Here is a 26,082-nt window from a genome sequence, read left to right as displayed (position 1 = left end):
GCGACAAGTGAAATCCGGAGAACAACATGTTTTCAAAACTAATTGTACATGTTGACACACGACATAGTCCAATGAGCAAGACACTTTATAATTTATTGATCTTTTTTTTAGCCTTCTCTGCAGCTACAGGATTATTTCACGGCATCCTTTATTGGCAACTGGGACCACAGATGTTCTGGCTTGATACATTTATAGCCTGGTTTTCAGCGCTGAACATTTTGATCCTTGCCACTAATATACTAATGCTGAAGTATTTTTATTCCGGGAATTACATGGCAATATTTTACGCGGGAATTGTTTCCATTCTACTGCAACTGTGCTATATATCTACCGTCTATAAAGTTTTGATTTCAGGCAAACAGTTTACATACAGTGCAGCCCTTTTGCTTATTTCAATCCTGGCAAATATTATTTATGCTTTCGCGGTTCTTTTCGCAAATATAAAAAACCAACTTTTTTTAAAGGCATCGGCGATTACTGCAATGCTGATTTCAATGTTCCATGGGGCGAGGTTGATTTCTCCCTTAATAAAGTTGCCATTGTTATCTGCTGACCGGTCAGGAAATTCAGAAAGCTGGATAATAATGATTGGTGTTATCCCTTCCCTGCTATTAATTGTGCATTTTGTTAAACAAAATCTTCGACTACTCCCTGTTGAAATAGAGAAACCTTCCATAAAACGATTCCAGGATATTATGTTGCTGGTGCTTTTTCCGGTTGTACTTTGTACTGCAATTTTCGGAGTTATGATCGCTATCGAAACTTCTTCGACCTTATACTGGAAAAAGCGTAATGATCAACAAACTTCAACTCTTTTTGAAACTTTTGAAGCAAGGCGTTTCACTAATAAGCAGGGAGAGATTTTGCGTTACCGCTTATTGAAGCCACTTAACTATGATTCATCAAAGTTTTACCCCCTTGTGATTAGTTTGCCATATGGAGGTCAACCGGGAACTGATACGATCAGGCAGATTGATGGAGCTGTATGGGCTTTTCATGGCAAAGGACAGAAATGTACCAGTCAGCGGATCACGCGACATGATCAATGCAATCAAAAAAGCTGGTGGAAATCCAAAGTATACAGAATATAAAGACCAGGCTCATAATATCTGGAATGAAGTAAAGTTTACACCTGGCCTGATTGAGTGGCTTTTTGCACAAAAACGGGACTAGATTGAAACCGGATGTATGTTTTGAAGCTCTCTGCTTTGCATAAACTGTGATGCCTGTTGATGACGTAAATTTTCTTTTACCTTTAGTACTTCAGGAACTTTGTAGAAAGAGTAAACACATCGTTATAAAAACTTCAACGGTTAAATTAAGATGGAAATAGGCATAGATAGTTTCGCTTCAGCAATGTATGGCAGCAAGACACTTAATAGTGTTGATGCAATGGAACAATTGGTAGATAGAATTGTATTTGCTGACGAAGCTGGACTTGATGTTTTTGGGATTGGTGAGCATCACAAAAAAGAATTCCTGGATTCTGCAACGGTGGTGATATTGGCAGCTGCTGCTTCAAGAACAAAACGGATCCGGCTCAGTAGTGCAGTTGCAGTACTGAGTGCTGCAGATCCCGTTCGTCTTTACCAGAGTTTCGCAACCCTTGACCTGGTTTCAAAAGGCCGGGCCGAACTGGTGGTGGGACGTGGTTCTTCTGTTGAAGCCTATCCCCTGTTCGGGTTCAGTCTTGATGACTATGATGCACTGTTTAAAGAGAAGCTTGAGTTATTGCTCAAAATCCGGGACAATGAGTTTGTAACCTGGTCCGGTAAATTCAGACCAGCATTACAAAATTTACCTGTTTATCCAAGGGCTGTCCAGGAAAAACTTCCTGTTTGGCTGGGTGTGGGCGGAACACCGGCATCATTTGCAAGGGCCGGGAGCCTGGGACTTCCACTGATGGTGGCAGTGATCGGAGGAGAAACTCATCGTTTCCGTCCTTTGGTTGATCTTTATCGCAAGGCAGGTACCATTGCAGGATTTAAACCTGAAGAATTAAAGGTAGGACTTCATTCTCCCGGATATGTTGCGCCGACCAACGAACAGGCGACTACAGATTATTATCCTGGTTATGCTGAACTCTGGACAAAGCTCGGTCGTGAACGTGGTTGGCCACCAGTGACCAGAGGACAGTTTGATGCGTTGACCGGACCCAGGGGTGTGCTCGTACTCGGCGGTCCTGAACAGGTAGCTGAAAAGTTATTACGTCATAGCGAAGCATTAGGTGGTGTAGACCGGTTTACCTTCCAAATGGATAATGCAGGTCTAACACATGAACAGCTGATGTCATCTATTGAACTGATTGGGAAGAAGGTGATTCCGCTTGTAAACTCTAAAAAATAATTCCACTTATCAATTTATTTATTACCCAAGATAGCAATCCATTTGGATTGCGGAGTGGTTTCGCCACTTTCCAGGCGAGTGCTTCAGTAGCCATCCAGATTCGGGTTTATGAGTACTTTGAATAAGCATTTTCTACTAGTTACAACAATCTCACCCATACGCTTAACCGGCCTACTCCTTTTTAATCCACTTTTGCCCGTCAGGCCGTAGTAATTTGTTTATTGTCGATAATGGAAAAACCCTGTCCCTAAAAGCTCTTGAATTGATACGATTAGCATTGCTCAATCTGCTGGCATTGTTCGTATGTCCAGTTTCGAATGCTCAGTTTCCCTACCTTGAAGATTATATCTTAAGCGATATTTCAACAGTTAACTTCTCTCAAACCGGATCATCCGGCAAGGGAAAAAATAAAGCTGAAGTACCGCCCTGGATCATCGGGGGCGGATTAAGATCTTATTTTTTTGTTGACGGCAGCGATACTTATATATGGTCAACTTCCTCGTCCATGGTCCATGATAAGCTCCTTGACCTCGATAATGCAGTGGGTCCCTCACTGGCATCCGTAAGCTATATTCATACCCCTGGTTATCATCCTGCAAACAAAATAAAAAACTGGAAACGGAATTATCATGCCATTTACAGCGGTGCTTATATCGAGCATCCGGTTCATGGACCTGTCTCCCTGGGTTTTTTACATGGCGAAAATAAGAACCAGGTAGTGGGCAGTCTCAATAACGCTTTTGCCGGCAAGTATCAAAACACCATCCAGGAAAATTTGCTCATAAATACGGCTGATCATCAATCTTATTCTGGCGGTGAACCCTTCGAAGAGGGTTGGAACGCATACAATGCAATGATCAGCGCTGCCTGGGTTCCAAATAACGCAGGTACAAATTGGGGACAGCAACTTTTTAATAATGAGTTGGGACCAATTGTATGGCCCTCCACTGCATATATAACAGTTAACGGGGTTAAATGTACTAGTGGCCTGAAACATCCGTCGTCGATTATAGCAGGCGGTTATGTTTATGTTTTTTATACTGATGGCGGTCCATTTGGCAATAATATTCCAGTTGAGGAAGGGCGGCAGGAAGGTGTAAAAGTAGCGCGGGCACCGATTGCTGATGCATTGGATCCAAAGGCATATAAGGTTTACTACAAGAACCAGTCTGGAAGGGAATCCTGGTTGCCATCTTTGCCGATCGGCTTTACCAAAGAAAGCATGTTGAATTTTATCGCTGTTCAGGGTGCGAAGTCTACTGACATTATGAATGATACAACAGGCTTGTCCCAGGAGATCAGATTCAGTGTAGCCAAGGTACGCGGTCAGGACTATTTTATCGGTGTAGAAGAATATATTGATGTAGCGGATGCTAAAAAGTTTAAGGTGGCTTTGCGTTTTTCAAAAGATCTGACTACCTGGACGGAGCGCAATCTTATTGTAAGTGAATCGTTGGATTGGAACAAAACACAAATGAACTACCCGATATTTCTCGATAAAGAAGGATGGTCAAATACTGAAATCGATATTGATGATTTTTATATACTTGGCACCGGTGCATCGCCTCAAAAACATGTCAATAAGATACATCTCCGGTCAGCTGTTACCGTTGCGCAATTGGGGCCGTCGCGTACTCCAAACGCAACTCTGGTGGGCCGGGACAATCTTGTTTATCCAAATCCAAACAATGGTTCGTTTAAACTGTCCTATTACCTGGATGAGGCATCGCGCGTAAGTATAAGCTTGTTGAATATGAATGGCCGAAGTCTGGGAGTTTTAAAAAACAATCTCAGGAACCACGGAAGATATACAGAGCATGTTGAAATTGACCATTATCCATCGGGCACTTACCTGGTTGAAATGACGTCAAAAACACAGCGCCGCATCTACAAAATTATAAAGCAATAACAGCAGGAATACTGGCTCCCAAATCACTAACTTGCTTTTTTTGCCTAAATGCTGCCAACAATGTTTTTAACAAGCCTGTTCAAAAGAGAGAAATTTTGGCCTGCATGGCTGTACCTCTTCCTGATAATCATTTCCGGTTGCAGCTCTGAAAACGATCCCATTCAAAAGGCAGGTTCAGCTGCGAGGGTCAAAAACATCATTCTGTTGATTGGTGATGGAATGGGTACTGCACAGATCTATGCAGGAAAAACAGCAAACAAGGGAAAATTGAACCTGGATCGTTGTACTGCAATCGGATTTCATAACAGTCAATCTTCTGATGATTATGTCACCGACTCGGGTGCTGGTGCAACGGCTTTTGCTATCGGGAGAAAACCTCAAATGGCGCAGTTGGCGTTGATAGCACAGGAGTTGCTAAACCGTCAATACTTGAAATCGCAAAACAACATGGACTGTCAGCCGGATTGGTAGTAAGCTGTTCGATTACACATGCAACTCCGGCATCATTTTATGCCCACAAATCCTCACGCGCATCAGTAGAGGAGATAGCGCAGGATCTTTTAAAATCCGGTACGGATGTTTTTATAGGTGGCGGTAAAGATCATTTCACAAAACGAAAAGACGGGGCCAATCTCATTGATAATCTTCGCCTGCAAAAATACCAGGTTGCTGATAGCCTTCCTGCTATCCTGAAAATAAAATCAGGTAAACTTGCAGGATTTATTGCAGACGAAGAACCGGCCAGGGCCTCCAAAGGTAGAGCCGGTCAGCTTTTAAACTCTGCCAAATCTGCGTTGGATATTCTAAGTAAAAACCAAAAAGGTTTTTTCCTGATGATCGAAGGTTCACAAATTGACTGGGGCGGGCATGATAATGATACTGATTATGTCACGGACGAGATGATTGATTTTGATAAAGCAATTGGTGCAGCACTTGATTTTGCAGAAAAAGATAAAAACACACTGGTAATCATAACCGGTGATCATGAAACAGGTGGCATGGCTATAACCAGCGGTAATACAAACGAGGGAAAGGTTGAAGCCAGGTTCAATACCAAGAGCCATACCGGTGTAATGATACCGGTCTTTGCTTTTGGCCCAGGTGCTGAAAGCTTCTCAGGCATCTATGATAATACGGATATCTTCAGCAAAATGATGAATGCATTTGGGTTCAAAAAATAATGTACGGGAATGAATTTAAATAAAATTACAGGGTGGATGAAAAGCATCTTGTAATTGTTAAGCTCCTTTAAGTTGTTAAAGTCTTTTGAGCCGGATATTCCGATATTCTACCTTCATCGCCGGCCCCACATGTACCTGCACTCCCAACAATCCCTCCTGCCTGCTATTTGCCGGATCATTATCTGTTACATCGCTCATCAGGATGCCATTGATAAAATGTTGAAGATGGTTTCCTTTGATAACTAAATGGCATCTATTCCAACCGTCAACATGAATTTTGGCCTTTAATAAATTCGGATCGCCTAATGATTCTGTTACGGTTTTTTCGGTCCATGCATTATTTTTAACATGGTTTTTCAGAGAATCAGCAGCATTCCCGGCCTTATTTATGATAACTTTTTCTCCCATAAATGCCAGCGTTGTCCGGGCTCGTTCTTCATAGTTTTGTCCTGTGTATTGGTTTTGCCCATCAATATCTGATTGGTAACCTTTTAATGCATGAGGCAAATCTTTTAATTCTACACTTCGGTAATTAATGCCACTATTTCCTGTTTTCGTGATTCGATATTCAAGTGTTAATTCAAAATCTGCCGGCCGGCCTCCGCGCCATATTATAAAAGAATTATTTTTTAAAAGCTTATCAGGCTTTATCTCTCCGACCAGGTTGCCATTTTCTACTCTCCAGTAGGCCGGATCGCCTTCCCAACCTTTTAGCGTTTTGCCATCAAATATTTTTATAAACCCAACACTGTCGGAAAGTTTTTGTCCCAAAGTTCTCCAACTGCTGATCATGAAAACGATCAACACTACTAATACCTGCAGGGATTTACAAACACTGGATTTTTTCATTGATTTGTTTTTAGCCGCATTGATTTTGTTTTCAATTCATTTAACAAAGCAGAAAGTTCTAAGGCAACTTTCTGACCAATTTCATGATATCCCGATGGGTTTGGGTGAGTACCATCACCGCCCTGGTAGAATTCAGGATTGTTTATAGTAAATCCCCAAAGGTCATCAACTTTTATGTCTTTTTGTTTTGAAATAAAATCATAAGCAATCTTATTTCGTGTTTTTACTCTTTCTGTCCTGGCATCAAAAGTATTGATGTCAGTCCTGGTACGAATTGATGTAGTGGTCGCCCAAATCAACTTTGCATCAGGCGCTTTTTGTCGAATGATTTTAATAAAGTCGGGAAAGGCATCAGCGTATTCCTTTTCAGTATATCCCCAGCCATGCAAGCCATTATTGAAATGAACTATATCAAACCTGTAATAATCCAGGATCAGCGCTATTTCCGACAATAAACCCGGATCCCCGATACTTTTGGAAGTTGTTAATCTGGCAACATAAGCTTTATCGGTTAAGGTTTTTTGAACTTCCGGATAATATCCTCTTGTTATTGAATTCCCGATCAGCAGTATCCTTGGTAAAGCCGAATCATTAGTGTCGGGCATCCAGACATCCAGCCATTCTATACTTTCCCTGATGGCTTGCTTTGGTTGCTGGGCTTTTGAAGACAACATGAAACCCAACCCTATCAGGACAAACAATACCATTCTAAATTTCTCCATGATTTTTTTATAATTTGATTGCTAATTTCTTAGATTATATGTGAGATGAAGCGCAGAGAGTTTAAGTCCACTCTTTAGATAAAGTTTTTGAGCTGTGTTATTATTAAAATCTGTGTCAAGGATAACCGCATCCATATTATTTGATAAAGCAACAGCTTTCACATGTTCCAGTAGTTCTGTCGCCAGCCCTTTTCCCCTGTAAGATTCCAGCGTGCAAAGATCATCAATATAAATTATATTACCACTGTGCAATGAAGTCATGATGCGGTAGCCTGCAAATGCAACAAATTTGTTATTGTCCATAATTCCTGCGATGGCATATTTTTCATTTTGCATCATTTCCGAAATCATGGAAAACCAATTATTTTTATTCAACTTCGGCCTCAACAAAAAAGCAACCTCCCAACATTGTTGAATTTCTAATGCAGTCCTGACTAATTTTACCTCATACGTATTTGCCATTTTTTTTGCAACGAAATTAGAATAATGACATTTACCCTTATTATGCCAATTACAAAATACCAGGTAGTCCAGCGAACCTAACTTAATATCTTTTTCAGAATCCCGAGTGCTTCAACCATTTCATTTTCCTTAAGAGAAGCAAAGCCCATTCTCAAAGCATTCGTAGAAAAAGACTCGTTTTTATAAAAATTTCCATTGCCGATATAGAGCCCTTTTTTAAATGCCGTTTCTGACATCCTGACTAAGTCAATTTTCTTATCAAAATTGGTCCATATACCAAGTCCTCCTTCCGGCATGCTGAATTCAATCTCATCTTGAAAATCAGTCTGAAGTATCTCACAAAAAAGGTTCCTTCGCTGCCTGTAAATCTTTAACGACTTCCGGAAATGCCTTTCCATCTCGCCATTGTTAAACAGCACAGCAAAAGCTTCTTCTAACAAGGTATCACCCTGTTTGTCTATTAATTGTCTTAATGAAGATGCAGCTTTTACAAAAGCGGAAGGACCCACCAAAAACCCGATCCGCAATGCGGGTGTGAACGTTTTAGAAATCGAGCCAATATAAATTACATTATGATTGTGGTCAATACTTGCCAAGGGCAGGAAGGGTTTATTATCATAATGAAAATCGAAATCATAATCGTCTTCGATAATAGCAAAACGGTATTCTCTCGCGAGATTTAATAGTTTCATCCTCCGTTCAGCAGTCATGGTTACTGTAGTGGGAAAATGATGATGTGGTATTATATATACCGCCCTGATATTATTATGAAGTAAAATTTCTTCGAGATAATCTACATCCATTCCATTGCCATCAATTGGAACCCGTAAAAGGTTGGCACCGGCATGCCTGAAAGTGTCATCTGCAGAACCGTAGTTTGAAATTCCGACCGCTATCTTATCAGCAGGATTAAGCAGCAGTTGAGCAGCCAGGTAGATTCCCATCTGGCTGCCTTTTGTAATCAGAATATTTTCAGAAGAGACAATCAGCCCCCTGGTATTTGCAAGGTAGTCGCAAATAGAAACGCGTAGATGTTCTGATCCCATTGAGCTACCATATTTCAGAAAGTTTTTGCCATAAACTTTTTTTGAAATACTTCGATATTCACGCATAAGCTGTTCCACCGGTGCCAGGCGCACATCGGGAAACCCATCATCAATAGTAAGAATAGTTTTCTGGAAATTCTCACTTGCTGTAGCATTTTCAAAATTATTAATCCATATAAAAGCTTCCTGTGGACTATTGTTTTTGCTGGTTTCCGGTACTTTAGCTTTGGAAATTGTTGGAATCCTCGAAATAACAAACACCCCTTTGCGCTCGATCGACTCAGCCCACCCCTGGTTAATTAATTCCTCATATGCCAGTTTCACCGTGTTTCTATTAATACCAATCAATTCTGCAAGGATACGGGAACCTGGAAGCAATTCAGATGGCCTTAACGTGCCATTCGTAATCAATGATATTATGGCATTGCAAACCTGAATATATAATGATACAGAAGCGTTCCGGTCAATCTGAATCAGTGATTTGTATGGCAACATCGACATGGGAGTTTTAATAACAAATAGTAGATAAAGTTAACCTTAAACGTTATCCTTTATATAACCTGGGCCAGTTGTTTTGTTGCAACTGGCCTGGAAATATAGTTTAGCAAGGTGCTAGTTTTACATCATTAAATAATAACAATAAAGTGATGTTTATGAAAAATTCATTTAAAATTCCACAACTTCTTTTACGGATTGCATTGGGTATAGGCTTCCTGGCGACGGTCTCGGACAGGCTTGGCTTTTTGGGTCCTTTTGGAACCAACAATATTGAATGGGGTAACTGGGATAGTTTCATTAATTATACCGGAACACTAATGCCTTTCCTGGATAAGCCAGTTGTCAACGTTCTGGGTAGTATCGCAACATTGACGGAAGTCACTATTGCAGTCCTTCTTATCATTGGATTTAAAATAAGACTGGCCGCAATCAGCAGCTTTATACTGACACTTATTTTCGGGTTGGCCATGTCAGCATTTTTAGGCGTAAAAGCGCCCATCAACTTCGCAGTATTTCCAGTCAGTACCGCCAGCCTGTTACTAGCAACAGTTCCTTTTTACGATTGGAGTATTGACAATTTCCTCAGGCTTAAAGCCGATTAAATATGTTTTCGTTTATTCAGCGGTTTAACCTCTCTTACATGAAAAAGAAACTTGTGTTTTTACTGATTTTTCTGCCTGCCTGGTCACTAGCCCAACTTGAATTATACGGCAGATATACTACAGGCGGGGCGGTTCAACCGAATATCAATTTCTTTGGAACAAAAAAAATTACAGAAAAATTCTCACTGACTTTCTTTGGCCTTGTTGAAGAAAAATGGGGTGAAGCGCTAATTGGGGCTTCATACGCTTTAACAGGCTCATTTTCCATTGGTGCCAGTGCCGGTATAGAACATGGTACGAAAAGTCCCAGGTTCGGCATGAGTATATGGACGGGGAAAGAAAAAACTTCATTTATTATTTTAGGTGAATTAGGGCAGGGAAAAAAGAACTATTTGTATAAGGCAAACCTATTTCATAAATACACAGACAGGTTTACCTTAGGCGTTACCGCCTGGAGATTCCACGGCGCAGGACCAAACCTCCGTTTCATCTTCCCAAAGCTATCATCAACCATCTGGTCAATGCCGGCTTATGATTTCGAAGCAGGTAAATCAAAACTTATGATCGGTGTAAGTGTGAATATGTAAAAAGCCCTCTGTACGAGGGCTTAATTTTTTAATTTCCTGATATACATTCTATACTGGCATTAACCTGGTTGCGATACCAATTCTATTCCACACATTTATCGTAGTGATTGCCAATATTACCTGCGCCAGGTAATTCTCATCCAGTACCTGGGCTGCGCGCTCATAGGTTGCATCTGTTACATGATTATTAATTAAAGTAACTTCTTCGGTCAGGGCCAATATCGCCATCTCTTCTTCTGAAAAGAAAGCAGTCTCCCGCCATGCATTGAGAGCATAAATGCGCTGTTCTGTTTCACCGGCTTTACGGGCATCTTTAGTATGCATGTCAATGCAAAAAGCACATCCGTTTATTTGCGACGATCTGATCTTAATCAGGTCTTTATGTTTTCTTGTAAGCTGAGTACTTTCAATGTATTTCTCCAGTCCGAGAACGGCTTTGTAACCCGCTGGTTCTAATGTTGCAATGTTAATTCGTGTTTTCATTTCTTAAAATTTACAAGATTTATTTATCACAAAACTAGAACAATGGCATTGAGGCTAAGTATCCCAGTTACGAAATAACCGGTGGCCCAACGGGCCTGGATAGGGTAAATTTATCCTTTAACTAAAACACAACAGAAATATTTTCATAATATATACCGATCGGTATATATTTGTGATTCCAATACACATTATGGACAAGGCAACACGAACAAAACAGCTGATAATAGAAAAAACAGCACCGATTTTTAATGAGAAAGGGTTTGCTGGAACTTCTATAAGCGATTTAACAAATGCAACAGGCTTAACTAAAGGGAGCATTTACGGCAATTTTGAGAATAAGGATGAAGTCGCCTTAGCAGTATTTGATTATAATGTTTCCTTACTCAACAAAAGGGTAAGTGCTGTTGCTGAGGGCAGCACCAATGCTGTCAGCAAGCTCCATAAGATGGCAAATTGTTACATCGCTGAAAACGGAGGTTCCGTTACCCGGGGCGGTTGTCCTATTTTGAATACAGCTGTAGAAGCAGATGACACCCATCCTCTCTTAAAGGCTAAAGCCTCTAAAAGCCTAAGAAAATGGAAAAAAGATCTTGAGAATTTGGTTAAACAGGGCATAGCGGAAAAAATCATAAAATCAGCTGTGGATCCGGCAGCGTTTGCCATAGAATATATAGCGCTGATAGAAGGTGGAATTTTGTTAGCCAGGACAACAGGCGATATTTCACTATTACAAACCTGTGTTGAAAGAATACACAAAATTATTGATAGGGAATTAAAACGCTGATTTTTTTTTGTGATAAATATACCGATCGGTATATTTTAGCCGGAAAAACAGATAATTTATAAATCAGATAATTATGAAAGAGAGACTAACATTCGCAATGCTCATGGGAATAGTGACCACAGCTATTGTGTCTTTTACCCTTGTTGTTGTACTTCGGGGATTTGTGCCGGGGTTTATTGAAGCCTGGATCAAATCATGGCTGATAGCTTATTTCACGGCGATTCCGGTTATCATAATGGTTTCACCAAAAGTGCAGCGATTGGTGGCATATATATTCAGGAAGTAGCTTAATTGAGTTTAAAATACTGATTAAACCACAGGACTATTTCCCGGAGATAATCCGGGGGATATTTTGCTCCAGGAAAATCAGAGCCATGCCCTCCGTTCTTAATGCGCAGTAGTTTTACCTTCACTCCCTCTTTTTTCAGGGCCTGTTCCATCAATTCAGAATTCCTGATATTTACCACTTTATCCGCATCTCCATCTATAAGAAGAAACGGAGGATCATCCTGGGAGACATGGGAAACAGGGGATGCTTCTTTATATGTTTTATAAACAATAGCTGAGGAAGAGTCATTAATATGCCATCCCATAAAGGCAGAAACTGCAAAATACCAGGTAGAATCTCCGGCATCGGGAATGCCGTTAATCAGATCAGTGGGCGCAGCCCTTGCAACCACACACTGCACCTTTGCACTTTTATGGCTTACAGGATCGGGATCATCCGGATTTCCTTTCCCGTCTAATACTCCAAGCAGGCTCACCAGGTGCCCTCCGGAAGAGCCACCAGCCGCTCCTATCTTTTCTGAATCGATCCCGAAAACACCGGCGTTATAACGAATATATCTTACTGCTCTTTGTACATCTTCAACCGCACCCGGATAATGAAACCGCGGTGAAGAACGATGATTAACCGCAAAAACAGTATAACCCGCATCAATTAATGGTTTACAATACATTTCAACCTGGGAGTTATTTTTTAACGGTGTGGCACTGTAGGCCAACGGGCCGCTCCACCCACTACCGGCAATAAATATTATACCATAACCATTCGGTTTATCCGGATGATAAACGTCCATCAGCAATGCGAATCCCGAATACATTCCATAAATCACATTCTCTTTCAAATGGGATTTGGTTTGAAGTTGCTCCTGGCTTATAACGATCGTGTTGGCACCGGTCGTTATAAACAATGTAATACTCAAAAAGAAATTTTTAGAAAGAATCATGTTTGCTGAGTTAACCTGAAGGAAAAAAAGAAGTATGATATCAGATTAGAATGCCAACACGGTAAAATGTTGCAATATTTTAATATTTAATTACCGGCTCTTTTTTCGTCATCGCTGGTCCTGCTTTGTTTTGTTTTGTAACTGGCCTTTCCAAAGCTATATGCAATGGTCAGCACCACTCTTCGGGTACCCCACTGGTGGGTAAGGCGATTGTCAATAATTTCCTTTTCCCGAAATACACGCTTGATTTTATTCGTGTAAAACAGGTCATAAACATTTAATTTGGTATTAAGCTTCCCTGCAGCCCAGTTCTTTTGCAATCCTATATCAACATAGCCCGCAGGGATAGCCAGGTAAAGACTATTTCCGCTTCGTGATTGATAACGATAAACGAGATCTGCAGTGATACCTTTTGGCAGCAGGAAAACCTGGCTGCCATTTAGGCCATAATCAAAAACGCTTATCGCATAAGTCTTGCCCAGGTATGGCATCTGTTCTTTGTTGTAATAGACACCAAGAGTATGGGTTGTTTTCCACCACTTTGTTATGGAAAAATTATACCCGGTCTGAATATTGGCAAAGTCATTATAAGGCAGATTCGCCCCGAGATAAAGCAGTTCATTGGTTACCCTGTTATATTCCGGGTACCTTGTCATCAAATCTTTTTCACGGCCGGCTGTGAAGGCGATATTTAAATCACGAAAATTGTATGAAAGATTTAATGATGTGATAACTGATGGTAGCAGGTAAGGATTACCCACACGGTAATTGAGTGGACTCAGGTAAAATCGAAAAGGATTTAACTGGCCAAAATCAGGCCTGGTCATTCGCCGGGCAAAGACAATATTAATGCGTTGGTTTTTAGTGATGATAAATCCGGCACTGGCTCCGGGGAGCCAGGTGAGATACGCTCTCTTTATGGTTTTATTTTCGGTCACTGAATTTGCCAACGTGTGAGTATGCTCGGTACGCAGACTAAGTTTAAAATCAAATTTTTCATTTTTATACCCGTAGGCAAAATATCCTGCGTTTACATATTCATTATAGATAAAATGATTGGTGCGGTTTGAATCACGCACAAACACACTGGCAGGAGACAGCGTATCATATCTTATGTTGTTATCGGTTGAAATAAAAGTAAACTTCAGTCCGGCTTCAATTGTGGCTGATTTGGAAATCCTGGAGTAATCAGCCTGCAAGTTCCTGATCTTTATATCATTTCTTAATAAGGTCTTCCAATAGCTTCGCGGTTTACCGGTGAGTTGGTCGCTGATTTGAATGTCTTCATTCAAGCGGTTACTGACCTCAGTTGCCGAACCCAAAAATATGAGGTTGCTTTTTTGCGACAGCTTTTGGGAATAGGCGGTGTTGAAAGCATAGTTTACCTGGCCAGGTTCTGACAGATTTATGGTTTGGCTGATACCGAGGATATCTTTTTGTTCCGGTTCGCTGAAAGTAAGTGTATTGAAGGCATTCAGTCTCCTGTTCGCCTGGTAGGTTTTCAAAGACAACTCAAGACTTCGATTTTTGCTGATTGCATAATCAACTCCCAGTTGCAGGGAAAGATTATTGTTTTTGTTACGCGTTTCCGTGAACGTGGCCATATAATTGGTATTTGCCAACTTTTGTAAGGCGGTATAACGATAAAAATCGTCTCCAAAAACATAACCAACCCGCAAAGTATAAATTGCTTTGCCCGGACGGTAAGAAATGGCCAGGTTATTATCGGATGATGAGTAGATATTCTGGCGGAAAGATGAACTTAGGTTGCCTTTCCAGCCAAGTGTCTCATCGCTTTTCAGTTTAACATCGATTATCGCCTTAAATTGACCATCATATTTCGATGAAGGGTTATCTATTATCTCAATCGTGGCTACCTGATCAGGAGTCAGACCATTCAACCAGGCCAATGACTCTTCCGGGCTCATCAATGTCGGTTTCCCGTTGATAAAAACAACCGGGATGTTGCGGCCGGTCACGAGCAGCGAACCATCCGGGTTCACTGTTAGTCCGGGTGCTTTGCGAAGTATATCCATCACGTTTGCCGAAGTTTTGAATATACTATTCCCGGCAACCTGCAGCGTCAATTTTGAGGGATCATACCTGATGGCTTTTCGTTCGGCTTTCACAACTACTTCATCAAGCTGTGTTTGTTCTTTGAACAAAATCATATTTACCGGCTTCTCTTTCAGATTTTCATGCTCATTGATTAGCAGTTCATGCCAATGAATTTTGTATCCCACGAAAGAAATTTTTAACAAATATTGTCCTGCCGGCATCCTGGCAAATGTAAAACTGCCGGTTGAATCAGTCAGCATCCCCTTTATGAATGCTGAATCCTTCGCCGTCAATATGGTTACACTAACATGCGGAATAATTTTTCGTTCTTCATCGGTCACTATACCGGTGATAGTCACCTGCGCACCGACGGAAAATACCCTGATAAACAAAACTGAAAGTAGAAGCAGAATCCTCGTCATGAATTACAATTGGTCTGTTTGAGAATCAATCAAACCAAAAATAAATGCAGGTGCTGCTACAGACGTCTGAATTAAAGATTTCAGTAGTACGGAATTATAAATCCGTACGGAGTGACAAAGTCAACCGGTTGAGGTTCAGGCAGATTCAGCCCGTGGATTTTTCGCCAGACCTTCTTTAAATGCGAGAGGAGTTGTTGATTTTATTTTCCTGAAGGCGGTATAAAATGTGGATTTGGAATTGAATCCAACTTCATAGCCGATTGCTTCCAGCGAGTATGGGTGGCCTGCAGCGATCATACGGCAAGCTTCGTTAATCCGGTATTCATTTATATAAGAGGTGAAATTCTTATCAAGATCTTCATTCAAAATCTGGGATAGCTGATGACTGGTGACATTGATTAATTTAGCCAATTCGCCAATTGTGAGGTTCGGATTTTTGAAAAGGGTTTTCGAAGACATTACCTGGTCTAACTCCTTTAACAATAATGAAGAATTTATATTTAGTTGTTTCCTTACCGGTTTAACAGAGACCAGGTAAATCTGGTCAGTAGTTTTTGCCTGTTTGAGTTGAAGGAAAATCATCCCATATAACACAAACGAAAAAATCACCGCACCACCATAATAGACCGGGTACAATTTGGGGAATAGCATTGAGAATAAAAAAGATGAAAATATGATTGCATTTGCTGCAAAAATGGCTGCCAGCCACTGCTCGGCAGTTTTTAGGGATGCAGGATCTTTAAAGAGCCTTACAAATATGTTATTTAACCTTAGTCCGGCTGCTATCACATAGGCGAGCCATATGGCATAGATAATCCTGATAATGTAAGCATTCCAGGTTTCCGGGTATTTTGCATAAGGAACTAACAACCCTGCTACCAGGATGACGGATATCAAAGCAATGATCTGATTTTTCCAGCTTCGGGGCAAATTTATTGGTTGTTCGATCGCGGATCTGATAAAAAACAGCAATGCCGGACCGATCAGCAAACAGGCAGACAGTCCAATCTGCAAATAAACTTTTGGCAAAGCCGGGTTGAAATAAACAAAAACTGACTTACCGATCCTGATGCTTAATGCCGCCAACAGGCAACCCAGAAAAAAGCTTGACAGGTTTTTCTTTTTTACAAAACGTAAAAAGTAAATGCTCAGCATGAGACCATTAAACGCCCCGATTGCACCCACGAAAAACAGGAGGTATTTGCCATCACTCATAATGCCCTGAAAAGTTATAGCCCAAGTTAATGAATCACCCCTTTTTTAAGTATTAAATGTGAGGGATGGCAGATAGTTATGATATCAATTCCTTTTACATGGTATTCTGCCAACAAATGGTTGGAAAATTTTGCCTATCGAATTAGTCTTGAATGGTGGGCATTTTTCATCGCAGGCTTTGCAATTATATTTATTGCGTTGCTGACGGTGGGTTTACAGGCAGTTAAAGCTGCCATGGCTAATCCTGTAAAAAATTTGCGGATTCAGTAAAAGGACTAACAAAAGACTTTGCCTTTGTGGGAAAGGCAAGGTCCGGCAAATTAAAGTAGGGGGCAAAGGTATAACCTTTGCCGCCCTCTCACACCACCGTATGTACTTGCGTGTACGGCGGTTTCTTCAAGGTAATGTACGATGTAAGGATCTATAGTTCTCGTGCAGGCTATAAAAGCCGAGCTTCGCGAACCACATTTTGTTCATACCAATACCGAGTGCCGGAGCGTTGCTTAATCGCCACCACCCCTTACCACTCAGAGCCGTTAGCCAGCAGTCCCTCTCGGGCACGCCCAGTTGCCTAAGCCACCTGACAACGCCTATCGTTCGTTTGCATTGCTTCAGCCGGAAGCATTTTAGTTTGCGTCTTATCCATCCGTCCATTGCTTCCATCCTTGAACTCATCATTGCGTGCTTGAAGTAGTTAAGCCATCCCTGTACTTTAGTTCGCAGTTCAGATATTATCTTCTCCAGACTCACGCCCCTTGAGCGTTTGGTCACTTCACGGACTTTATCCTTGAGTCGACGTTCACTTTCTTTGCTCAGCCCAACACGTCCCTTCTGCAAGATGCTATGGCCCAAAAAGTTCAGCTCGTATCCCCGACATATCCGGCTCTTGCCCGGATTTACTTTGAGCTTGAGTCTTTCCGTAATATAGCCAGTGATCTTCGCTTGCACTTCTTCGGCCCTGAGCTTACTGCTGACAAAAATTTTCACATCATCCGCATACCGAACATAGCTATACCCGCGCCTGTCCAGCTCTTTATCCAATTCATCGAGCACGATGTTGGATAGAAGAGGACTTAGCGGACTGCCTTGCGGTGTACCTTTGATGCGTTGTGCGGCAAGCCCATCCTGCATCATACCAACTTTCAGGAACCGGTATATTAAATGCAGTACCCGCTTATCTCCTACACGTGTACTCAACAACCACATCAACCGGTGATGATTTACTTCGTCGAAGAACTTTTCCATGTCGAGGTCCACTACATAACTTTTGCCGGATGCCACATAAGTAGCTGCCTGCTTTAGTGCATGGTGGGCATTCTTGTTTGCACGGAACCCATAACTTTTATCGGAGAAAGTTTTGTCGTACTCAATACTCAACACCTGATGTATAGCCTGTTGAACCAACCGATCTATCACCGTGGGTATGCCAAGCTGACGAGTGCCTCCGGATGCTTTTGGGATTTGAACTCCGCGGATTGTTTGTGGTTCGTAGTGCTTATTAAGTAGTTGGTCCTGCAGTTGGTTTAGGTTTGCACCTAACCATTCCTGCAGTTGGTCTACTGTCATTTTATCTACGCCCGCACTACCGCCGTTGCTTTTAACCTTTTGGTATGCCTTACTTAAATTCAATGGATCGGCTATGCGATCCATTAAACGCTTCGTCAGGTTGCGTTGTTCCGTGCATGCAGAAAGCCATTCAGGATTTACCTCTCCGCTTTGGCCATACCATACGGGTACAGCCTCTGCGAACAGGCCGTTGCTACCTCCTCGTTCTTCCATCGGATTCATCCGGGAACGCAACACTTTGATATCCTTGTTTGTACTCTTGTTCATGACTTTTACTACTTCAACGGATAACTCACCCGCCTTGAAAATTCAGCCCTTCGCTCCATCCCCATTACAGAAACTTCTTCACTACTACGGCCTCTGCTGACTTCTGTTTAGCCCCCATTGCTCGGGCACTCTCTCGTACCTCCGCCTCTGATACTTAAACAGATCTCCCATGGTAAACTCATCACTCCGCCTTTGTAAGCTACAGGGTTTACTACCTCATGTTGTACGTCTAACTGTAGGACTTTACTGTCTAATGCCAGTTCATCCAATGAGTAAGCCTTATATCCTGTTTCTGTGCGTTAACTCACAAATTTGTCCTCTGCTTCCTTCAGATTTTACTTCGCAGTAAACACCCTTGCTTCGGACTAACAGTTCCCGTTAGATGGCCTGTTCAGGACTTGAACCTTAAAGAGCGATGGTGTGCGTGGCGCACACAAAAAAGCCCGGGTAGAAACCCGGGCCGGACTAAAACTAACTGCCTGCATGAAAAAAAGTTGAGGGTGCTTTTGCACCCATGTTTGACTCACGGTTTAACCCGTAATAAATCTGTTTATATTGTTTATTAAAGAGCTGATTGATAAATCAAAATTACACTGCGCAGCTTCATTCAAGTATACCAGATGTTGCAATGCGTATAAATTTTGAATCGTTTGGTTTATTTTCTTTTTTAGAAGCTAAAACAGGATTTTTTGATCACTAAATATTTGAATCCACCTGTGCAACTTCATATTGATTATTCTCAACAGGCTGGTAAAACACGCCATTTACATTTACATATACCTGGCCACCGATAGTTACTTCCTGTCCACCGGGAGGCAAATTTTGCACTATTGTTCCGGCTGGTGGAGCTATCACGACATATCCTGGTCCTGATTGCTGATAATATGTTCCTCCATAATAATAGATGGGGACATTGTTGTTAAACAGGGTTTGTGTGCCCGCGGGAAGAAAAGATATCAGTGCCCCGATAGGTGCCTGCACAACAGTATATCCCCCATTAGTTGGATTGTACCAAATACCCTGGTCATAGCGATAATTTCGATTTTGAAAATTTATAACAATGGCGCTTGCTGGGATGCGGGGTGAAAAGAATCCCCATGGGCGCCACAGCGGCCCCCAGGAATAAGGACGGTATGGATGATAAAAATAGGGCCGAAAAGAATAATACCTTTTTCCTTGCCAGGTGTTAGGGGGTCTTCTGATAAAACCCGGTGAAATTGGGCCATTTCTACCTGGCAAATTAAAATTTCTACCGTTAGAAGCGTGGTTGTTACGACCGCTGTTGTCGAAGGAACGCTGCGAGGTATGGTGATTCATATCCTGGGCATCCGCAAAATGGATTGACGCGGTGAGTACAAGCCCAATCAGCAGGGATGCTTTGGGCTGAAACTTTCTGATCTTCATAAATAAAATTGTTTTTGATTAAGATGCAAAGCTACCCTGCAGCCCGAAGGGCGACCATATCCATTGCGGCGTATACTGTAATTATTGTTTCAATCGGGAACCGTTAATCGTTAATTGAGAACTCATTAATCCCTACTGTAAACAACACCGACAGTTAGACACAGATCTTTAACGCGACCTTGCGGAACCAGTGAACGATTTGGTTAAACCGGTTAAGGATCGACTCCACATGCTATCAATCCCGTTGCACAAGGCTATAAACATTGTGTCATAGCCAATACGCACACGGTTCTTGCTTCAAAATTTATACTTTCTACAACAAGTGGTATAGCGATACTTCTGCCTGGAGGATAGTTTTGTATCCATAAAAAAACACACTATGCAGTACCAGTTAAGTCCCTTTCAGGCAGCCGGGTTATCGTTGGAATACCGCCAGTCTTTATCAAGATTTACAAACGCTATCCTGCTGACTGCGCTGCCGGTGTTGTCGGTTGCCTGCGAACACCATTTTGGCCAGGCGGCCCTGACAGGAACGCTAATCGGTAAATGGTTTGCATTCTGGGCAATAGGAATACGCCTGTTAGTAGCTGGTTTCATGCAGCTTACCCGGAAGTCGAATAGCCGGAATCATCTCTCGGCCAGGGAGGACAGCGGGATGGTAAAAAAAGCAACGGGAGTTGCTAACCTGGTATTGTCAGCCCTTGGTTTTCTGTGCGTCGCAAGCAGCGAAGGATCACTATTAGCGGCGATAACCGTTGGTGTCTACCTGGGCCTGGCGGGCCTTCAACATGATTTTAAAAAACCTGCCACAGCTTCCGGCTGGATCAGTTTGATTTATGATTTTATCGTTTTCAGCGTAATTGCAACCTGCCTGGTGTTTTAAAAAAAATATGTCGTAAAATTTATGAGCCTGACTAACAATCTAAAATTCAGATTTCATCACCTGGGCATTCCGACCAATACCATAATGCCGGGGGAAAGATACAACTCTGCCCTTAAGATGTATACCACAGATAACCCCGGAAGCTTCCGGATACAATACCATCGTTTTGACCCTGGGTGTCCGTTACATCCACTTATTCAAACCATGCCGCATGTGGCGCTGGAAGTTGATGACCTTAATACTGCAATCGAGGGCAAAAAACTTCTTCTCGGCCCATATGAACCCATTACCGGATACAAGGTTGCCATAATTGATGATGCTGGTGTGCCGGTGGAGCTGGTCGAAACCATCCTGAGTGATGAATTTTTATGGCAAATTTTACAATAATATCTATTCAATGGCTCAAAGCCCATCTCCCGATAAAGAAACCGGTGTTCGCAAAAGCGCTCATATTCTAAGTGTCTCGTCTACCCTACTAGGTATTTGTTTCGTGGTTTTAACTTCTTTAAAACTATTGGGCAAATCAAAAGGAACGATAATAGACGAGTTAGCAGTTGCGGCGATTATTTTTTTTATGTCAAGTTGTTGTTTTTCATTTCTCTCATTCAGAAGATTCGGTAAAAGAGCAAGCGCATTTGAAAACATAGCTGACCTGGTGTTTATGTGCGGGCTATTTCTTTTATTCATCACAACACTATTATTCGCTTTTAATGTTATCAGTTAATATGGTTCAAAAAATTTTATTAATAAGTCTGTGGCTGGGTACCTGTCTCAGTGCGGAAGCACAGGTAACCAAACAAAGTTTTATTTATGCCACGAAAGATACGCAAACGTTATCCCTTGATTTCTATGGCAGAAAGGGCGATACCTTAGTCAAAAAGCCTTGTGTGTTATTTGTATTCGGTGGCGCTTTTGTAGGAGGAAGACGTGATGACACAAACTATATCCGCTATTTCAATAGCCTGGCGGAGCAGGGTTTTAAAGTAGCTTCCATTTCTTACCGTTTGGGTCTAAAGGGAGTAACCGACCTGTCTGTAATTCATACAAAACCTTTACAAAAAGCCATTGATATGGCAGTAGACGATGTTTATGATGCTACTAACTGGATACTTAAACATGCCGACAGCCTGCAAGTAGATCCGCATAAAATTATTTTATCAGGATCCAGTTCAGGAGCGATAACCGTTTTACAGGCGGAGCTCATAAAATGTAATCAGCAAACCAGGAAATTACCGCAACAATTCAGTTATGCTGGTGTGATTGCTTTTTCGGGTGCAATCTTCAGCTATAAAGGTAAACCTGCGTACAAAACAAGTCCTGCCCCTTCATTATTTTTTCATGGCACCGCAGATAAAATTGTTCCATACAAATCTATCCGTTTATTCAACAAGGGTCTTTTTGGTTCTTCGAGCCTGGCTGATATTTATAAAACCAATGGTTATCCCTATTATATCTACAGGGCAAAAAATCTCGGCCATGAGGTTTCTGTTATACCGATGATTACGCAACTCCCATTGATACTGGATTTTATAGACCGCTTTGTAATTAAGGAACAAAATTTAGAAATAGATACTGAAGTGAATGACCCATCTGAAAAACCAATACTCACTATTTCAGCTGGCGCTTTGTTTAAAAAGCTGGCAAATCAATGAGCTGATACAATCTTATGATGGCAGGCGGTTGGTTTTGGTTCGGCCCGGATTTTTATCCGGGCTTTTGGTTTTATAAGATCTTCATACCTCGTTCATCAATTTGCAATTTATCTCAGTTTACAATTTATCCCTATCGTTTTCAATATGTTTTCTCCTATGCACAAATTTTAATAGTAATCGAAACAACCCGTATAGAGTAAGCTTCTATCCAGCTGTAATTTTGTAGGGTAATCGGAGCAGCTAAAGCTTTAAAAATCCAAACCGACAAAAATATTTTCCTTCCGGATGTGGCTACATCCTTAACTTCTGCCCGGCTTGCCGGGCAATTCCCGTTTAAGAACGGGGCTTTTGACTTAGCAGGCGCCTGTTCCCGTGATGCTTCTACCCGATCCTTGTCTTTGGAACTACATTAATTCAGTCCATCTTGTTGTCAGTTATGTATATGTACTTATCCGAACTTTGATTTCATCTTTACATTGCAAGAAACAATTCCTAACAGCTTTCAACAGCGAAAGCATTATCTGGTACTTACTATGAACCAGTCCACTACTACCCGCTTTTTTACATTTCACTTCACTGAGAACGCCAATGCTGCTGGTAATGATTGTCGGTTTCATTTACATGAAACTGATTAACCCGTTCACATACATCGATCTGCCTGACCACGCAGACAAAAAAACCGGCTCATTGCTGAGCCGGTCTCTGAAGTCTGACAATTAAATTTTACAAATTTTTAAAAAAGTAAACCTGTCCATTTGTCTTTACCTGCAACACAATTGCTTTCCCGTCTTTCTGTAATTCTGCAAAATAATTATCGGCATCCGCAAATTGCCTTCCGTAAAGCAACATATCACTGTCGTTTGCTTCATTGTCATCAAAAAGTATCACATTGCTGATTGTATAACCAGGATAATGTTTTTTAATACTTTTTAATGCAGCAGCGGGCAGATCCGATGTAAGTTTATGTGAGATCGTACCAATCAGGTTATTGTCAATGTCGTAATAAGCTTTGTACTCAACCCCATTACTAATAAAAGCGATTACGCTCATATTGCTGTTTACGCCGGAAGTAAGTCTTTTTGCCCCCGGAAAATCAATTGCGAATTGTGACAAAGTCCTTTCCCCTACTTCTATTTTCCTGATGGCGCGTGCCTGTTTTCTTATTTCTTTCTTATTTACAACCTGCAGTGTTGAGCTTGTTTGTGCCATACTGTGCAATGAAATAGATGTTAAAACGATTACTGTTGATGCTAAAAAAAACTTTTTCATAAATTTTGATGTTAAAATGTTGATTTTTTTTGAATTGATTTTTTGAACTGATTTTTTGATAATTTTTTGATGATTTTTAAGAATATGTTCCGTTATTAATTAATAGATGTTGTATTTGTTTTGAATCGATTTTGTGATAATAAAATTTTGATTGCGGAACTTTTTGTTTGATAGCTAAGAGTGATGTTATTTATTATCCAACTTGTTTTTCCAATTAAATTTGAATAATGAATTCTCTATAATATGCTTAAGGAATTTGATCACCTCCGGGATCACTGGTTTTAGTAATTAGTCAAATGATCGAACTTTTAGTGAAATCTCCAGCTAGCACCGATATTCGCACTAAGTGTCTTAAGATTCTTTAACCCATAGTCGCTTGCTTTATTGGTTGCATACAGGTACTGGGCCGATGCATTCAAGGACCATTTACTCCCGGGCACCAAATCAAATCGTGCCCCTATTTCCGGGATTGCAGTAAATCCCCAGTTGTTGTTGCCATCCTGGTAGATGTTGTAATACTGATTTTGTTCACTGTACATCGCACCTGCCCCAATTTTGATATATGGTGAGACTATTTTTCCGAGATCGAAATATTTCGTCGCGGTTAAAGTAACTGGCAATGCAAAAATGTAAGTATACATGTCGGTGGTAATGGCGCCCGTTTTGTTGCTATAGGTTTGCCGGTCATAATAGGTATTGTAATTGTTCCATCCAATGGCTGCACCGACAGAAAGATTTTTTTGGATGAACTTATTGTAACCCAGGTTAGCACCACTACCGTTAAATCCTTTTACAAAACTGTTGGAGACGGGAGCACCTAAATTCCAGTTAAAATATAGTTCTGAGCCCTCTTTTTGCTGTCCATAGCAAACAATACCAACAAACAGGACAAGGGAAAATGTTATAATCTTTTTCATAAAATTTTTATTGACGTTGGGAAGCTTATTTTGAATGTTGATTTAAATACGGTGACTGTAAAAATGCCTGGTCAACTGTTTTGATGCACTGGTCGAGAATAAAGGATTTAGAATTGCCGATCTGTCCACTGCCAATGCCGGTCCAGACAATGTTTAATTTTTGATCCGTTATAGCATTTTTCAAATCTGCTATTTCCACGATTAAACTTCCGGTCTTAATTGAATAGCTATACCAGTATGGCGACCAGTAAGAGTAACCATAATATCCTCCCCAGTAGTAAGGATCACCGTATCCCGGGAACCCCCACCAGTAACCAGGTGTTACACCAAATACGGTCTTATTACGGATGCCAACCAGCTGAATGCCGAGGTCCGCACCCCCTTTTTGCCCTGCAGCTACCTGGGTATATCCTGCAGCTTTCATCTGACTCGCTACTTCATTGATAATGGATTGAGCATCCGCATCATACCAAACAGAATCTTTGGGATTTTCTGTAGCTACAGTTATGGTATCACGAATGGCAAATGTTTTATAGGAGCCGAAACTTGCAGAAGTGTCATATTTTGTTTGTACAACAAAATCGCTTGACAAGTTATCCAGCGGTGGAGTTTTTGTGCAGGATGCACAGGCTGCCACCACCAGTGTCAATAAACCTAATAAGGGTATGTTCAACTTTTTCATAAATGAACTTTGATAGTTTTTTAATGATGATAAGAGAATTACTATTAATTTTTTTGTTTAGAACCGATACGATTGGTTACCTGCGCAGTAAAATATCGTGATGTAAAATTGCTGAGAATCGCGGCTGAAGGCTATACCGCTTGTTGCATGAAGTATAAAAGTTGTTGCAGGGACTATCACATATGTTCCAGGGCTTGAACATATGTTGCAAACAGAATGATTCCGGTGATTTTGGGAAGGTTTTACCGAATTTGGAGATAACAAAAATAAGCAGGATATATTTTTTCGACAATAGCTAAAACAGGCTATTGATTTTTGAAAACTGACAATAATGAAAAAAGAACGCTCTTTTTGAAGGCGTTCTTTCAGGTGCTAACATGTAGTACTAATTTTGAAGCTTTATTATCTTTTTCTATAATATTTGTTTTAGTGGTGAAGGGATGTTACTGAGCGATTGGTACTGAGGTGGTTGCGTTATCAGGAACATCCTGTCCCGCAGAAGCCACCGGGGGGTCGTTCTCTTTTGTTTTCAGCGCCAGATAGGTTGCACTGCTGATGCCGGTAAGTGCCAGTAAAGTGTCACTGAGTTCCGGTAGTGCTGATCCGGCCACGGCATCGGATAACTTATACAGGTATACTATTATTGCAATGATAGTCCAGGTAAAATTCTGGAAACGATGCAGGCTGATACCATTATCATCTGAGAGAATATCCATCAAAAATCCCTGGGTGGGAGTATTCTGGTGACGGGGCCGATTGTCGCTGATTTCATTTTTATCCATAAAAGTGGATGCCACAGCGGTCCCTGCAAAAATACCCATCAGTACCAGGGCTGTTTTATTGATGGAATCCAGGTTAAGATCTCCTTTGCAGAGCGAAAGGTAGATGTAAGCTGAAGCAATGATGACTGTCCATACACCAAACTGGACTTTTGTGAGACTGTAAGGAGCATTTGTGTTTGTAAGTTTCCATTTTTTTGTTAACTGCAATTTTTGCGCATTTGCTGCAAACTCTGCATCGTTCGAGATTTCATCTCTTAAGAGATTGCT

25 protein-coding genes and 1 pseudogene are annotated in these 26,082 nt (G+C 41.2%); 12 read left to right on the top strand and 14 right to left on the bottom strand.

Annotated features, from left to right (window positions below):
- The first annotated feature begins 71 nt into the window (after positions 1-71).
- The 4 genes and pseudogenes from VK664_RS28200 to VK664_RS28185 all read left to right on the top strand — a co-directional run bounded on the left by VK664_RS28200 (position 72) and on the right by VK664_RS28185 (position 5,436).
- On the top strand, positions 72-1,091 hold the full coding sequence (locus tag VK664_RS28200) for a hypothetical protein (RefSeq protein ID WP_461402076.1): 1,020 nt from the start codon (positions 72-74) through the stop codon (positions 1,089-1,091).
- A 232-nt stretch (positions 1,092-1,323) separates the two neighbouring features.
- Positions 1,324-2,346, top strand: coding sequence for an LLM class flavin-dependent oxidoreductase (locus tag VK664_RS28195; protein ID WP_461402075.1), 1,023 nt, complete (start codon positions 1,324-1,326; stop codon positions 2,344-2,346).
- Positions 2,347-2,608: 262 nt separating this feature from the next.
- Entirely contained in the window at positions 2,609-4,255 is a 1,647-nt protein-coding gene (locus VK664_RS28190; RefSeq protein WP_461402074.1) for a T9SS type A sorting domain-containing protein, read from the top strand.
- A gap of 48 nt (positions 4,256-4,303) precedes the next feature.
- Positions 4,304-5,436 (top strand): annotated as a pseudogene (locus VK664_RS28185) (alkaline phosphatase).
- A gap of 75 nt (positions 5,437-5,511) precedes the next feature.
- Here VK664_RS28185 and VK664_RS28180 read toward each other — a convergent pair.
- The 4 genes from VK664_RS28180 to pdxR form a co-directional block, all read right to left on the bottom strand.
- Entirely contained in the window at positions 5,512-6,285 is a 774-nt protein-coding gene (locus VK664_RS28180) for a 3-keto-disaccharide hydrolase (RefSeq protein WP_461402073.1), read from the bottom strand.
- A complete protein-coding gene (locus VK664_RS28175; RefSeq protein WP_461402072.1) occupies positions 6,282-7,007 on the bottom strand; it encodes an SGNH/GDSL hydrolase family protein in 726 nt (241 codons plus the stop codon). The genes VK664_RS28180 and VK664_RS28175 overlap by 4 nt, the downstream gene beginning before the upstream one ends.
- Before the next feature lie 21 nt (positions 7,008-7,028).
- Positions 7,029-7,358 (bottom strand): GNAT family N-acetyltransferase, encoded by a 330-nt coding sequence (locus tag VK664_RS28170; protein ID WP_461402071.1) that lies wholly within the window; start codon positions 7,356-7,358, stop codon positions 7,029-7,031.
- Positions 7,359-7,546: 188 nt separating this feature from the next.
- Positions 7,547-9,010 (bottom strand): MocR-like pyridoxine biosynthesis transcription factor PdxR, encoded by a 1,464-nt coding sequence (gene pdxR, locus VK664_RS28165; protein ID WP_461402070.1) that lies wholly within the window; start codon positions 9,008-9,010, stop codon positions 7,547-7,549.
- 158 nt (positions 9,011-9,168) lie between these two features.
- Between pdxR and VK664_RS28160 the strand changes: the two genes are divergently transcribed.
- Complete coding sequence (locus VK664_RS28160; RefSeq protein ID WP_461402069.1) at positions 9,169-9,615, top strand: DoxX protein; 447 nt, start codon at positions 9,169-9,171, stop codon at positions 9,613-9,615.
- 38 nt (positions 9,616-9,653) lie between these two features.
- Positions 9,654-10,202: a hypothetical protein gene (locus VK664_RS28155; protein ID WP_461402068.1), complete on the top strand. Its 549-nt coding sequence runs from the start codon at positions 9,654-9,656 to the stop codon at positions 10,200-10,202.
- Between the two features lie 48 nt (positions 10,203-10,250).
- On the opposite strand, the gene VK664_RS28150 is transcribed toward VK664_RS28155, so the two are convergent.
- Positions 10,251-10,685 carry a carboxymuconolactone decarboxylase family protein gene (locus tag VK664_RS28150; RefSeq protein ID WP_461402067.1) on the bottom strand — a complete coding sequence of 145 codons (435 nt, stop codon included), beginning with the start codon at positions 10,683-10,685 and terminating at the stop codon, positions 10,251-10,253.
- A 190-nt stretch (positions 10,686-10,875) separates the two neighbouring features.
- On the opposite strand from VK664_RS28150, the gene VK664_RS28145 reads away from it, so the two are divergent.
- Positions 10,876-11,469, top strand: coding sequence for a TetR/AcrR family transcriptional regulator (locus tag VK664_RS28145; protein ID WP_461402066.1), 594 nt, complete (start codon positions 10,876-10,878; stop codon positions 11,467-11,469).
- A 73-nt stretch (positions 11,470-11,542) separates the two neighbouring features.
- Positions 11,543-11,755, top strand: a complete 213-nt coding sequence (locus VK664_RS28140; protein ID WP_461402065.1) for a DUF2798 domain-containing protein — start codon at positions 11,543-11,545, stop codon at positions 11,753-11,755.
- Between the two features lies 1 nt (position 11,756).
- Here VK664_RS28140 and VK664_RS28135 read toward each other — a convergent pair whose 3' ends face one another.
- From VK664_RS28135 to VK664_RS28115, 5 genes are all read right to left on the bottom strand, one after another.
- A complete protein-coding gene (locus VK664_RS28135; RefSeq protein WP_461402064.1) occupies positions 11,757-12,698 on the bottom strand; it encodes a prolyl oligopeptidase family serine peptidase in 942 nt (313 codons plus the stop codon).
- An 86-nt stretch (positions 12,699-12,784) separates the two neighbouring features.
- A complete protein-coding gene (locus tag VK664_RS28130; protein WP_461402063.1) occupies positions 12,785-15,178 on the bottom strand; it encodes a TonB-dependent receptor in 2,394 nt (797 codons plus the stop codon).
- A 135-nt stretch (positions 15,179-15,313) separates the two neighbouring features.
- The gene (locus VK664_RS28125) at positions 15,314-16,393 is read right to left on the bottom strand and encodes a helix-turn-helix domain-containing protein (RefSeq protein ID WP_461402062.1); all 1,080 of its coding nucleotides are present in this window, start codon (positions 16,391-16,393) and stop codon (positions 15,314-15,316) included.
- A gap of 396 nt (positions 16,394-16,789) precedes the next feature.
- Positions 16,790-18,226, bottom strand: a complete 1,437-nt coding sequence (gene ltrA / locus VK664_RS28120) for a group II intron reverse transcriptase/maturase (protein ID WP_461402061.1) — start codon at positions 18,224-18,226, stop codon at positions 16,790-16,792.
- A gap of 696 nt (positions 18,227-18,922) precedes the next feature.
- Positions 18,923-19,630 carry a DUF6515 family protein gene (locus VK664_RS28115; protein ID WP_461402060.1) on the bottom strand — a complete coding sequence of 236 codons (708 nt, stop codon included), beginning with the start codon at positions 19,628-19,630 and terminating at the stop codon, positions 18,923-18,925.
- Between the two features lie 379 nt (positions 19,631-20,009).
- Between VK664_RS28115 and VK664_RS28110 the strand changes: the two genes are divergently transcribed.
- The 4 genes from VK664_RS28110 to VK664_RS28095 are packed head-to-tail and all read left to right on the top strand — an operon-like array spanning position 20,010 to position 22,165.
- Complete coding sequence (locus VK664_RS28110) at positions 20,010-20,513, top strand: hypothetical protein (RefSeq protein WP_461402059.1); 504 nt, start codon at positions 20,010-20,012, stop codon at positions 20,511-20,513.
- Between the two features lie 21 nt (positions 20,514-20,534).
- A complete protein-coding gene (locus VK664_RS28105) occupies positions 20,535-20,900 on the top strand; it encodes a VOC family protein (protein WP_461402058.1) in 366 nt (121 codons plus the stop codon).
- A gap of 10 nt (positions 20,901-20,910) precedes the next feature.
- Positions 20,911-21,237 (top strand): hypothetical protein, encoded by a 327-nt coding sequence (locus VK664_RS28100; RefSeq protein WP_461402057.1) that lies wholly within the window; start codon positions 20,911-20,913, stop codon positions 21,235-21,237.
- A gap of 1 nt (position 21,238) precedes the next feature.
- Entirely contained in the window at positions 21,239-22,165 is a 927-nt protein-coding gene (locus VK664_RS28095) for an alpha/beta hydrolase fold domain-containing protein (protein WP_461402056.1), read from the top strand.
- A 723-nt stretch (positions 22,166-22,888) separates the two neighbouring features.
- Here the strand turns inward: VK664_RS28095 and VK664_RS28090 are convergent.
- The 4 genes from VK664_RS28090 to VK664_RS28075 all read right to left on the bottom strand — a co-directional run.
- A complete protein-coding gene (locus VK664_RS28090; protein ID WP_461402055.1) occupies positions 22,889-23,434 on the bottom strand; it encodes a hypothetical protein in 546 nt (181 codons plus the stop codon).
- 308 nt (positions 23,435-23,742) lie between these two features.
- Positions 23,743-24,351: an outer membrane beta-barrel protein gene (locus tag VK664_RS28085; protein WP_461402054.1), complete on the bottom strand. Its 609-nt coding sequence runs from the start codon at positions 24,349-24,351 to the stop codon at positions 23,743-23,745.
- A gap of 25 nt (positions 24,352-24,376) precedes the next feature.
- Positions 24,377-25,033: a DUF4136 domain-containing protein gene (locus VK664_RS28080; protein ID WP_461402053.1), complete on the bottom strand. Its 657-nt coding sequence runs from the start codon at positions 25,031-25,033 to the stop codon at positions 24,377-24,379.
- 443 nt (positions 25,034-25,476) lie between these two features.
- Positions 25,477-26,082 (bottom strand): hypothetical protein (locus tag VK664_RS28075; RefSeq protein WP_461402052.1); only part of this gene is annotated, 606 nt, incomplete at its 5' end.

This window comes from Flavitalea sp., from assembly GCF_035489435.1.
In the GTDB taxonomy this organism is placed as follows: domain Bacteria; phylum Bacteroidota; class Bacteroidia; order Chitinophagales; family Chitinophagaceae; genus DATHKG01.
This window is presented reverse-complemented; position numbering and strand designations above follow the sequence as displayed.